11 protein-coding genes are annotated in these 12032 nt (G+C 68.6%); 2 read left to right on the top strand and 9 right to left on the bottom strand.

Features of this window, described 5'->3' with window-relative positions; translation table 11 throughout:
• Position 1 precedes the first annotated feature (1 nt).
• Both HEP75_RS00185 and HEP75_RS00180 read right to left on the bottom strand, forming a co-directional pair.
• Entirely contained in the window at positions 2–979 is a 978-nt protein-coding gene (locus tag HEP75_RS00185) for a Ku protein (protein ID WP_185825004.1), read from the bottom strand.
• Entirely contained in the window at positions 979–1377 is a 399-nt protein-coding gene (locus HEP75_RS00180; protein ID WP_185814664.1) for a hypothetical protein, read from the bottom strand. Before HEP75_RS00180 ends, HEP75_RS00185 begins: the two co-directional genes overlap by 1 nt.
• Positions 1378–1542: 165 nt before the next feature.
• Here HEP75_RS00180 and HEP75_RS00175 point away from each other — a divergent pair, with 165 nt between their 5' ends.
• Positions 1543–1839: a hypothetical protein gene (locus HEP75_RS00175; protein ID WP_185825003.1), complete on the top strand. Its 297-nt coding sequence runs from the start codon at positions 1543–1545 to the stop codon at positions 1837–1839.
• A 142-nt stretch (positions 1840–1981) separates the two neighbouring features.
• Here the strand turns inward: HEP75_RS00175 and HEP75_RS00170 are convergent, their stop codons facing one another.
• The 3 genes from HEP75_RS00170 to adh all read right to left on the bottom strand — a co-directional run bounded on the left by HEP75_RS00170 (position 1982) and on the right by adh (position 5069).
• Complete coding sequence (locus tag HEP75_RS00170; RefSeq protein WP_185825002.1) at positions 1982–2377, bottom strand: DUF779 domain-containing protein; 396 nt, start codon at positions 2375–2377, stop codon at positions 1982–1984.
• A complete protein-coding gene (gene adhP, locus HEP75_RS00165; protein ID WP_185821656.1) occupies positions 2377–3405 on the bottom strand; it encodes an alcohol dehydrogenase AdhP in 1029 nt (342 codons plus the stop codon). Before adhP ends, HEP75_RS00170 begins: the two co-directional genes overlap by 1 nt.
• Positions 3406–3539: 134 nt before the next feature.
• Positions 3540–5069 carry an aldehyde dehydrogenase gene (gene adh, locus HEP75_RS00160; protein ID WP_185825001.1) on the bottom strand — a complete coding sequence of 510 codons (1530 nt, stop codon included), beginning with the start codon at positions 5067–5069 and terminating at the stop codon, positions 3540–3542.
• 245 nt (positions 5070–5314) lie between these two features.
• Between adh and HEP75_RS00155 the strand changes: the two genes are divergently transcribed.
• The gene (locus HEP75_RS00155) at positions 5315–7255 is read left to right on the top strand and encodes a sigma-54-dependent Fis family transcriptional regulator (RefSeq protein ID WP_185825000.1); all 1941 of its coding nucleotides are present in this window, start codon (positions 5315–5317) and stop codon (positions 7253–7255) included.
• 224 nt (positions 7256–7479) lie between these two features.
• On the opposite strand, the gene HEP75_RS00150 is transcribed toward HEP75_RS00155, so the two are convergent.
• The 4 genes from HEP75_RS00150 to HEP75_RS00135 all read right to left on the bottom strand — a co-directional run bounded on the left by HEP75_RS00150 (position 7480) and on the right by HEP75_RS00135 (position 11671).
• A complete protein-coding gene (locus tag HEP75_RS00150) occupies positions 7480–7869 on the bottom strand; it encodes a hypothetical protein (RefSeq protein WP_185814658.1) in 390 nt (129 codons plus the stop codon).
• Positions 7870–8127: 258 nt separating this feature from the next.
• Entirely contained in the window at positions 8128–8625 is a 498-nt protein-coding gene (locus tag HEP75_RS00145; RefSeq protein WP_185824999.1) for a hypothetical protein, read from the bottom strand.
• Between the two features lie 206 nt (positions 8626–8831).
• A complete protein-coding gene (locus tag HEP75_RS00140; RefSeq protein WP_221899291.1) occupies positions 8832–9482 on the bottom strand; it encodes a hypothetical protein in 651 nt (216 codons plus the stop codon).
• A 56-nt stretch (positions 9483–9538) separates the two neighbouring features.
• On the bottom strand, positions 9539–11671 hold the full coding sequence (locus tag HEP75_RS00135; RefSeq protein WP_185824998.1) for a TonB-dependent receptor: 2133 nt from the start codon (positions 11669–11671) through the stop codon (positions 9539–9541).
• Positions 11672–12032: the final 361 nt, after the last annotated feature.

The raw sequence follows: 12032 nt of genomic DNA, 5'->3' as shown, positions 1-12032 counted from the left end.
CCTACCCCGCCTTGCGCCGCGCCGGCGCCTTGCTTGCGGCGGTCTTCTTCGCCGGCTTGGCCTTGCTCGCGGATTTCGCGGCGGGCTTGGCGGCCTTCTTCGCCGCTTTCCTGGCCGGCTTCTTCGCGGTCTTGCTGACCGGCAGCGCCGCCTCCGCCTTCTTCGCCGGGGTACGGCGCTTGGCGTCCAGGCTCTTCTGCAGCAGCGACATGAAATCGACCACGTTGGTGGCGGCGTCTTCGCGCTGCGGCGTGTCGGCTTCGTCGTCCACCTGCGCGGTGCCTTCCTGCGCCTTGATCCGTTTCTGGATCACCGCCTGCAGGCGCTCGCGGAATTCGTCGTGATAGGACGCCGGGTCCCACTTGCCGGACATCGAGTCGATCAGCTGTGCGGCCATCTCGGTTTCCTTGGCGCTGATCCGGTAGTCGGCGGCCTTGCCGCTGGGCAGCGTGTAGTCGTCCAGCGCGACCAGTTCCTGCGGATAGCGCAGCAGGATCAGCACCAGCGCGTCTTCCTGCGGCAGCACCGCCGACAGGTATTCGCGGGTGCGGATCACCACCCGCGCGATCCCGACCTTGCCGGTGGCGCGCAGCGTCTCGCGCAGCAGCACGTAGCCCTTCTCCGCCTTCTTGCCCGGCACCAGCACGTAGGGTTTCTCGAAATAGCGCAGGTCGATGTCGGCGGCGTCGACGAAGGCCTCGACCTCCACCGTCTCGTGACTTTCCGGCGCGGCCGAGGCGATGTCCTTCTGCTCGACCACCACGTAGTTGCCCTTGCTGTATTCGAAGGCCTTGACGATGTCCTTCCACGGCACCTCTTCGCCGGTGTCGGCGTTGACCCGCTCGAAGCGGATCGGGCGCTTGTCGCGCGCATCGAGCATGCGGAAGTGCAGGTCGACGCGGCGTTCGCCGGACATCAGCGCCACCGGCACGTTGAGCAGGCCGAAAGACAGGGTGCCGGTCCAGATCGGACGCGCCATCAGTGCGCCTCCAGGTGCAGTGCCGGCGCCGGCAGATGGTCCAGCGCCTGCCACGCATCCTCGATCACCGGCCGTGCCTGGCCCCAGTCCAGCTGCGATTCGCCGCGGACCTGCTCCCAGTGCGCGGCCAGTTCGCCGTCGGTGTCGGCCATGGGCGCGCGCGGCCAGCCGCCGGCATGGGTGCGCAGCGCGAACGCGTAGGCCGGGCACAGGTCGCGCCACGGGGTGCCGTGGCGATCGCGGCGCTGGCGATAGTCGGCCAGGCTGTATTGGCGGTAGTCCGCGGCGTCGTGCGGGCGCGGACCTGCAGTGTCGTCGGGACCGTGCGGCAGCGTGGCCGGCAACGGATCCAGATGGGCATTGAACAACAGTGGATCGGGGCGGGCGCTGGGGCACATGGCGGAAGCTCCGGGCGGCATCGGCGGCATGGGGATGGGCAGCAGTAGCGCCGGCGCCGTTAGGCGTTCGTGACAGCGATGTGGACGCATTGCGATTCGCAGCGGCTTCACCGCCATCGCGCTGCACTGTACGCACGTTCCCAGCCCCAACAGGAGGAATCGGCCATGTCCACACCCACCGACCCGCTGCGTCGCAACGACCCGTTTCCTGGCGAACAACGCGGCAAGCGCGACGCCCAGGACCGCGAGGACCGCGGCGCCGGCGACCGCCCGGACACCATCGTCGAACACGAGCCGCGCACCGGCGCGGGCCGCCCTGCGCCCGACGGCAACGCGGCAGATAGCGCCAGCGAGGAGCACGCGCACAAGCACCACGCCGACGCCAACCAGGACGAGGCGCTGGAAGAGACCTTCCCGGCCAGCGATCCGGTCTCGCCGTTCGTGCCGTCCAAGGCCCCATAGGCCAGCGCCATCGCCCCTGTAGGAGCGGCTTCAGCCGCGACAGGCTGCATGAATCGACAGCTCCTGTCGCGGCTGAAGCCGCTCCTACAGCTCTTCGGCAGCTCCCGCCGTCAACGAATCCCCAATCCCCAATCCCGGCTTCTCACACCTTCCCCGCCGCCTGCAACGCCGCATACTCCGCGTCGCCGAACAGCCGCGAGCGCACCAGGAAGCGCACGCCCTCGCCGTTCTCCAGCGAGAACATGCCGCCGCGCCCGGGCACCACGTCGATGATCAGCTGGGTGTGCTTCCAGTATTCGAACTGCGAAGCGCTGATATAGAACGGCGCGCCGCCGATCTCGCCCAGCTGCACGTCGCGGTCGCCGACAATGAAGTCGTCCTGCGGATAGCACATCGGCGAGGACCCGTCGCAACAGCCGCCCGACTGGTGGAACAGCAGCGGCCCGTGCCGCGCGCGCAACGTGTCGATCAGCTGCAGTGCCGGCAACGTCGCCAGCACCTGCAGCGGCACGCCGGATTCGGGCGCGGCGGCGTCCATCAGGCGGCCATGTCCAGCACGATGCGGCCTTCGATCTGGCCGGCGCGCATGCGCGCGAACACCTCGTTGATGTTCTCCAGCGTGGCGGTGGCCACGGTCGCGGCGACCTTGCCCTGCTCGGCGAATTCCAGCGATTCCTGCAGGTCCAGACGGGTGCCGACGATGGAGCCGCGCACGGTCACCCCGTTGAGCACCATGCCGAAGATGTCCAGCGGGAACTGGCCCGGCGGCAACCCGTTCAGCGACACCGTGCCGCCGCGGCGGACCATGCCGATCGCCTGCTCGAACGCCTTCGGCGACACCGCGGTGACCAGCGCGCCGTGCGCGCCGCCGATCTCCTTCTTCAGGTAGGCCACCGGGTCGGTGGTCAGCGCGTTCACCGTCACCGTGGCGCCCAGCCGCCTGGCCAGCGCCAGCTTGGCGTCGTCCACGTCCACCGCGGCCACGTTCAGGCCCATCGCCTTGGCGTATTGCACTGCCATGTGCCCGAGCCCGCCGATGCCGGAGATCACCACCCAGTTGCCGGGCTTGGTATCGGTGACCTTCAGGCCCTTGTACACGGTGACGCCCGCGCACAGGATCGGCGCGATCTCCACGAAGCCGATGTTCTTCGGCAGATGGCCGATGTAGTTGGCGTTGGCCAGCGCGTATTCGGCGAAACCGCCGTTGACCGAGTAGCCGGAATTCTGCTGCGCCTCGCACAGCGTCTCCCAGCCGCCCAGGCAATGCTCGCAATGCCCGCAGGCCGAATACAACCACGGAATGCCGACCCGGTCGCCTTCCTTGACGTGGCCCACGCCGGCGCCGACCGCGACCACATGACCCACGCCCTCGTGGCCGGGAATGAACGGCGGGTTCGGCTTCACCGGCCAGTCGCCCTCGGCCGCGTGCAGGTCGGTATGGCATACGCCGCAGGCTTCGATCTTGACCAGGATGTCGCCGGCCTGCGGCCGCGGCACCTGCACTTCCTCGATCGTCAGCGGCTTGCCGAATTCGCGTACCACCGCGGCCTTCATTGTCTTGTCCATCGAAACGCTCCTGTGGAAAACGATGACGTCACCATCGCGCGTCCGGCGACGGGGTGCCTTGATCCAGATCAGTCGGGCCACGCGGCGGCGGGGCGGCGGCTGCTAGCGCGCCGCCGCCCTGCCCCGCGCCGCGCTCAGAAGAAGCCCAGCGCCTTCGGCGAGTAGCTGACCAGCAGGTTCTTGGTCTGCTGGTAGTGGTCGAGCATCATCTTGTGGTTCTCGCGGCCGATGCCCGACTGCTTGTAGCCGCCGAACGCGGCATGCGCCGGATAGGCGTGGTAGCAGTTGGTCCATACTCGCCCGGCCTGGATCGCGCGGCCCATGCGGTACAGCCGCGACGCATCGCGGCTCCACACGCCGGCGCCCAATCCGTACAGGGTGTCGTTGGCGATCGCCAACGCCTCGGCCTCGTCCTTGAACGTGGTCACCGACACCACCGGCCCGAAGATTTCCTCCTGGAACACGCGCATCTTGTTGTGGCCCTTGAACACCGTCGGCTTGACGTAGAAGCCGCCGGCCAGCTCGCCGTCGAGGGCGTTGCGCTCGCCGCCGATCAGCACCTCGGCGCCTTCCTGCTTGCCGATGTCGATGTAGGACAGGATCTTCTCCAGCTGCTCGCTGGAGGCCTGCGCACCGACCATGGTGTTGGGATCCAGCGGATTGCCCTGCTTGATCGCGGCCACGCGCTTGAGCGCCTTTTCCATGAACCTGTCGTAGATCGACTCCTGGATCAGCGCGCGCGACGGACAGGTGCACACCTCGCCCTGGTTGAAGGCGAACAGCACGAAGCCTTCGATCGCCTTGTCCAGGAAATCGTCGTCCTCGGCCATCACGTCGGCGAAGAAGATGTTTGGCGACTTGCCGCCCAGCTCCAGCGTCACCGGGATCAGGTTCTGGCTGGCGTACTGCATGATCAGCCGGCCGGTGGTGGTCTCGCCGGTGAAAGCGATCTTGGCGATGCGCGGGCTGCTGGCCAGCGGCTTGCCAGCTTCCAGGCCGAAGCCGTTGACCACGTTGAGCACGCCCGGCGGCAGCAGGTCGCCGATTACCTCCATCAGCACCAGGATCGAGGCCGGGGTCTGCTCGGCCGGCTTCATCACCACGCAGTTGCCGGCGGCGATCGCCGGCGCCAACTTCCAGCACGCCATCAGCAGCGGAAAGTTCCACGGGATGATCTGTCCGACCACGCCCAGCGGCTCGTGGAAGTGATAGGCGATGGTGTCGCTGTCGATCTCGGAGATGCCGCCTTCCTGCGCGCGGATGGCGCCAGCGAAATAGCGGAAGTGGTCGGCGCACAGCGGCACGTCGGCGTTGAGCGTCTCGCGCAGCGGCTTGCCGTTGTCCCAGGTCTCGGCATAGGCCAGCAGCTCGAGATTTTGCTCGATGCGGTCGGCGATCTTCAGCAGCGCATTGCTGCGCTCGGTGGCCGAGGTCTTGCCCCAGGCGTCCTTGGCCGCGTGCGCCGCGTCCAGCGCGGCCTCGATGTCCTGTGCGTTGGAGCGCGCCACCGAGGTGAACACCTTGCCGGTGATCGGCGTTGTGTTTTCGAAGTACTGGCCGCTCTTGGGTTCCACCCATTGCCCGCCGATGAAATTGCCGTAGCGCGACTTGAAGATGGATTGCGGATCGGTGGCATGCGGCTTGGCGGTGGTGACGGCGTTCATCGGTGGTCTCCTGCGGCGGTGGGAAAGGAATGGGACACGCCCATCCAGGTAGGCGGTAACCGCAAGAGCGATGCCAGGTTTTGGCTGTTGCGCTGCGTCATGGCCGCGCGCCGCGGCCCATCGACGCGGCGCCTGCATTCCTGTTGCAGCGCGTCACGCGTGGCGATTGCGCGGAGGCGGCGGATGTGGTGTTTATCGGAACACCTGTCCCAACACCTGTCGCAATTTGCGACAGCGGAGCCGTCATGGCGCAACAGCAATCGCAGCACCAGCTCGGCCACGCTCGCCGGATCTTCTTCGAGCGCGGCGGCGCCCCGGTCGGCCAGGTGCCCGACACCATCCTGCAGTCGTGGCAGCGCTGCCAGCGCCTAGGCCTGGCGGCGCAGGGCACGCCGCCGATCGAGCCGGTCAGCGCGCCGCGCCTGCGCGAACTGCGCGAGGCGCACGAGCGCCTGTGGCGGCTGGCCCGCGCCGAACTGGAAGGCCTGGCCGGCGATGCCGCCGCCACCGGCAGCATCGTGCTGCTGACCGACGAGGCCGGCTGGATCCTCGACGCCGAAGGCAGCCCGGGCTTCCTCGACAAGGCCGGGCGCGTGGCGCTGATGCCGGGCGCATGCTGGAGCGAGACCCAGGTCGGCACCAATGCGATCGGCACCGCCATCGTCGAGAGCCGCTCGGTGGAAGTGCGTGGCGGCGAGCATTACTTCGCGCCGCACCAGATCCTCAGCTGCGCCGCGGTGCCGATCTTCGATCCCTACGGCCAGTTGGCCGGCGTGCTGGACATTTCCGGCGACGCCAGCGTGCAGCACATGCACGCGCTGGGCCTGGCGCGGATGGCCGTGGCCAGCATCGAGCACCGCTATTTCGACGACGGTATCGCCGAGTGCGAACTGCTGCGCGTGCACCACGATCCGGCGCTGCTCGGCACCGCGCGCGAAGGCCTGCTCGCGTTCCGCAACGGCAAGCTGGTCGCGGCCAACCAGGCCGGCCTGCGCCTGTTCGGGCTGGAGCGGCACGACCTGGGCCGCGCGCCGTACGCGGCCTTGTTCGAAGAGCCGCTGTCGCGGCTGCGCCAGCAGGGCAGCGTGTTCGACCTGCAGGGCCGCGCCCTGCATGGGCGTGTCGACAGCATCGGCGACGCGCGGCCGCGGCGGCGTTCGCAGCAGCCGCCGATCACCGTGTCCGCGGCCACGCGCGCGCAGCACGGCGCCGATGCGCCGCTGTTCGATGCCGCACAGGAACTGGCGCTGGAACGCGCGCGACGCGTGCTCGATGCGCAATTGCCGGTGCTGGTGCAGGGCGAGACCGGCACCGGCAAGGAAGTGTTCGCGCGCGAACTGCATCGGCGCAGCGCGCGCGCCGGCAAGCCGTTCGTCGCGGTCAACTGCGCGGCGCTGCCGGAAGGCCTGATCGAAGCCGAACTGTTCGGCTACGAAGACGGCGCCTTCACCGGCGCGCGCAAACACGGCAGCCCGGGCCTGCTGCGCCAGGCCGACGGCGGCGTGCTGTTCCTGGACGAAATCGGCGACATGCCGCCGGCGCTGCAGCCGCGGCTGCTGCGCGTCCTGCAGGAACGCGAGCTGCTGCCGCTGGGCGGCGGCAAGCCGGTGAAGCTGGATTTCGCGCTGATCTGCGCCACCCATCGCGACCTGGACGAGGCGATGGCCGAGCGGCGTTTCCGTCCCGACCTGTATTACCGCATCGCCCATCACAGCGTGCAGATTCCGGCGCTGAGCGCGCATCCGGATCGGCATGCCTTGGTACAGGAATTGTGGGCGCGGGTAGGGCAGGGCCGGCGCCTGACCGACGCGGCGCTGGCCACGCTGAGCGTCTATCCGTGGCCGGGCAACCTGCGCCAACTGGTGGCCTGTCTGCGTACGCTGGTCGCGCTGAGCGACGCTGGCGCCGTGGTGGACGTCGATGCATTGCCGGCCTATTTGCCAGGCGCGGCGCGCGGCATGCGCGCGGGCGGCGGCGATGCGGTGCCAGGGCAGGGCGGAGCGCACGGCGAACTGTCTGCGGTGCCTGCGCGCGCCTCTGCGCACGCGACTGATCTGGACAGCCTCGCCCTGGCGGCGATGCGCCAGGCGCTGGATGCCTGCGGCGGCAACGTCGCCCGCGCCGCGCGCCAGCTCGGCGTCAGCCGCAGCACGCTGTACCGCCGGCTCGGACTCGGCGTGCGTTGAGCGAGCGCATGTGCAGGCACTGCACGTGTGCCTGCATCGCTGCGGCACTGGTGCATTCCGATTCGTAGAAACGCCCATGTAGAAACGGCTTCATTGACGGCGGAGATTCCCGGTAAGGCCTGTCGCGGCTGAAGCCGCTCCTACAGGGATCGCCTGCGGGTCGCACGCGTGACGTCGTGCCTGCGATCTGCCGTCGTTCGCGCTTGCCGCGCTACCGGCTGCGCTCAATCGTAGGCGTTGTTGAGGCAAGGCGAACTCTTCGGCGTGATCACGCTGAAGCTGTCGTCGTACAGGGCGATGACGCAGGTGTTCGGCGCATCCTCGGTCTCGTAGTTGCATTGCTTGCTGCTGCGGCTGCGCGAGACGTTGCCCATCTGGAACGACAGGCTCCAGTTGTCGTTGGAACCGGTCTGCGCCTGCAGTATCACCGGCGGCGCCGACTCGCCCGGCGCCAGCGACACGGCAACCGACGTGTTGACGAAATTTCCGCAGGTGTGTTTGACGCTGACGTTGGTGATGGTCTGCCCGGTGCCGTTGTTGACGACGAACGTGCCCTGGTAAAGCGTCGCGCTGACGCCCTCGGCCAGGATGGGCTTGTCGGCTTTCTCGTCCATGCTGCGATCTCCGGCTGTGAAGCGATTGAGGTAGTAGGAATGGGCCTTCGAGACCCAGCCGTACGCTACTGCCGGCGCCGCCGCGGCCGCCAGCGAACCAGCCGTCGCTGGTAGACACCTCCACCGTATTTTGTAGACACATCCGCGCGGTTTTTCTGATTTTCCTCACGCCACTGCGCATACCGCGCAGCGGCGAAGATCCGGTCGGATGCAGCCGCGGTACCGCGTCGTGCGCATGCCGAACGCGGGCCGCCTGTCTCATGGATGCCGCGTCGGCGTCGATAGCATCGACGTGTTCGGCGCCAGCGCGCCACGCCTGCGCTCACGCTGGATCTGCCGGCCGGTGGCTTCGGCCTGCGCCTTGATCGCCGGCGACGCGGCGGGATTGGATGCGACGAACGTCGCCAGTTGCAGCGCCAGCTGCGGATCCATCAGCCGCAGCAGGCCCAGCGCATTGCCTTGCCGATCCGGGTCGCCCGAGGTGATATCCGCATAGAACAGTTCGACGTACTTGCTCTGCAGCGTGCGCGCGAACTCGTCCTTCTTGTCTTCGACGCTGAGCCTGGCCAGCGCCAGCTGGCCTGCGGATATCTTGTCGGCGGCCGCATTGCCGTAGAACGCCAGTACCGCGATCGCCAGCGGCGCCAGCGTCTTCTCCATGATCCAGAAGAGGCGCTCGGCCGGGGTCTTGTCCGCCTCGAGCGTCTGTTTGAGGCGAGCGATATCGGCCAGCAACCGATCGAGTTTGTCTTCCACGGCAACGCCTCGGCGAGGTCGGCGCCTGCATGGACCATCCATGCAGCGGCACCCGTCGCGACGGAATTCCACGTGGCATGCAGGTCGTGGATGCATGCCTGCCAAGCCCGTGGACCGCCGTTCGATCGGTGCTCCCGTCTAAGCGTCGCTAGCGGCCGTTTGTGAAAAACACGCGCCGACCAACGTGCGACATCCTGTGTCCAGACTCAGGCGGAACGTGTTCGCCGCTGCCGCAGCATGTTTGCCACTGCCTCGGCCTCGCGCTCGAGCTGCGCCTGAAACTTCCCGTAGTTGGAAAGATGCAAATGTTGGTAGATCTGTCGCTGCGAGTCGGCGAACAACAGCCGCAACGCCGCGCCTATGATCGGCTGCGTTGGCAACCAGGCAAACAGCTGCGTTGCGCGCATCAGCCGCGCCACTCCCGCCGACACGAACACATGGCGGGCCGAACCGCAGCGCATGGCAGCATCAATCATGCGCAGATGCGCGATGTCCAGATCCGCCGCCACCAACTTGCTGCGCCCGACCGTTGGGACATGCAGCAACTCGACGAAGGACACCTGCGCCGCGTCCTGTGGAAGAAAGCCCAAGCGCGCGAAACTACGGTGATAACGGCGCCCGTCGCCGCGATACGCCGGCAGCAGGAAAGGGTGGTGTACGCCATGGCGCTGCCAGAAATCGGCGCCATCCTGGTGATAGCGCAGCACCTCCGCGAACACCGGACTGGATTCGATATCCGGCGCATAGTTCGCGTCCAGGCCGACAAACAAGAATTCCGCGTCCCACGGCGCCGCGCCTTGGTAGGGGCGGTCGCCGAAATGCTGGCGCAGTGCGGCGCTCGGATGCAGCTGATACACGGCAACCCTCTAGTTGCGGCGAGCCAATGCAATGCGATGCGCCCAGCCGCACCACCTCAATGCGCGAAATCCCACTGCAACCCAACCGTATAGCCGCGATCCGGTCCCGGCTCGTAGTAGCGGCCATTGCCGTCGTTGACGATGACCGAGCCGATGTAGGCGTGATCGAGCGCGTTGTCGATGCGCGCGAAGGTGCGCAGCGCGCCGTGCGCGGTGCTCCAGCGGCGCGAGGCCTCCAGGTTCAGCAGCGCGTAGCCGGGTGCGGTTTCGGTGGCCAGGTCGTTGGCCACGGTGTCGCCGGCGGCCACCGCTTCGACCGCGAACTGCCACGCGCGCGGCTGCCACTGCCAGCGCGCGAAGAACTGCTGGCGCGGCACCCCGGGCAGGCGCGAACCGGCCGCCACCTGCGCGGTGGGCGTGGCGCAGCCGCTGCTGGCGCAGGTCAGGTAGGCCTGGCGCACCGTCGCCTGCAGCCAGGTGTAGGACAGCTGCAGCTGCGCGGTGTCGCCCAGCGGCAGCAGGTAGCTGGCCTCGGCGCCCTGGCGGCGGGTGCGGCCGATGTTGCGGTAGGTGCTGCGGCCGTTGGTGTTGCTGGCCACCGCCAGTTCGTCGTCGGTATTGGCGCGGAACAGCGCCGCTTCCCACGCGGCGCCGGCCTGGTCGCGCCATTTCGCGCCCAGTTCCAGGTTCTCGCTCTTGGCCGCGGACAGGTCCAGCGCCAGGCCGGCGCCGCCGTCGTTGCGGTAGCCCAGCTCGTTGAAGGTCGGCGTCTCGAAGCCGCGGCCGGCCGAGGCGTAGAAGCGCAGGTCGTCGCTGGCGCGGAACACCACCCCGGCCACCGGCGTGGTCGCCGAATAATCGGTGCGGCCGCTGTCGTCCGGGTTGCGGCCGACGATGTAGGCGTCGTCGGAGCGGAAGCGCACCTGGCTGTGGCGCAGGCCGGCCAGCAGCGACCAGCGCTCGCTGAACTGCCACCAGGCCTGGGCGAACTGGTCCACGTTCTGCACCTGGTCCTCCTGGTCGCGGCGCAGCCGGCCCTTCACCCCCAGCGTGCTGCCGACGAAGTTCTCGTAGCCGGTGCGGTGCTGTTTCTGGCGGTCGGCATTAGCGCCGACGGTGAGCTGGAACGGGCGCCCGCCGAGTTCGCCCTGCCACGCCCAGCGCGCGTCCACGCCGCCGTAGTCGCCGTCCAGGTCGATCAGCCCGCCGGCATGCAGCGGGTTGGCCTGCACCGCCACCGGCACCGCCAGGTACTGCTGCACGTCGCGGCGCCCGGCGTAGCCCATCAGCCGCCAGGTCTGCTGGTCCACCTGCTGGGTGAAGATCGCCCCGGCCTGCGCCTGGCGCGTGGACTTGCGCGTATCGAACTGGGTCGCCACGGCGGTGGCCTGCTGCGGATCGGCATGGAACTGGGCGCGGGTCAGGCCCAGCGGGTCCTGCGCCCACGGCGCGTCCAGGTAGTTCAGCACCAGGTCCAGGCGCCGGCCGGGGGCCAGGTCGAACCCGAACTTGGCGTTGACCGATTCGCGCCGCGCCTGGCTGTGGTCGCGGTAGCCGTCGGTGCGGAAATGGGTGGCGGCCACGTTGTAGTGCACGTCGCCTTGCTGGCCCTGCAGCTGCGCCCCGGCGCTATACGTGCCGTTGCTGCCGACGGTGCTGCGCAGCCGCCACGGATCGTCGGGCGCGCCGTCGGCGCTCCACAGCTGCACCACGCCGCCGGAGGAATTGCCATACAGCGCCGAGAACGGGCCGCGCAGCACCTCGATGCGCTCGGCGCCCAACATGTTGAAGTGCGACAGCTGGCCCTGGCCGTCCGGCATCGTCGCCGGGATGCCATCCAGCAGCAGGCGCACGCCGCGCACGCCGAACGCCGAGCGCGCGCCGAAGCCGCGGATCGACAGCTGGGTGTCCTGCGCATAGTTCTGGCGGTCGCGCGCCAGCAACCCGGGCACGCCGGCCAAGGCCTCGGCGACCTGCACGCCGGTGCGGTTGCGGTTGCTGTCGCCGACGCTGATCGCGGTCAGCGAGGCGGGCAGGTCGAAATCGTCCACCCCGCTGACCCGTGCGGCCTGCACCTGCACGACCGGCAGGGTGGCGGGATCGGCATCGGCCTCGGCGGCGCAGACGACGGGCGACAGCCCCGCGGCGCAGAGGCCGCAGAGCAGAGCGAGAGGATGGCGATTGGGCATGCGCGCATCATCGCGCATGCGCCGCCCGGCCGCACGCCGCCTAGGGCCTGTCGTCGATTCTCAAGTAGGTCGCGTTGGGCCTGTCAGGTCGACAGCCGGTGCTGCGTGGCGCAGCGCCTGACTGGCGGTCAGGTCAAGCCGCGCGGTGCCGGCTGGCGGCCTGACAGGCCCAACCCACAGGGCGCTCTTGTACGCCCTCGGCGCTACGTCATCGCCCGGGTGGAACCATCCTCCACGCCTTCCATTGCTTGCCTCGTGCACGCACACGAGCGGCGCGATCTGCTTGGGGATTAATGACGCGCCCTGGCGCAAAGCCCCGCCACGCAAGGCCTGCGTTTGCTAGGATGGGGTGTTTGACCGT

Origin of the sequence: Xanthomonas sp. SI (genome assembly GCF_014236855.1) — a bacterium.
Classification (GTDB): Bacteria; Pseudomonadota; Gammaproteobacteria; order Xanthomonadales; family Xanthomonadaceae; genus Xanthomonas_A.
The sequence above is the reverse complement of the archived record's forward strand: the minus strand, read 5'-3'. Positions and strand labels throughout refer to the sequence as shown.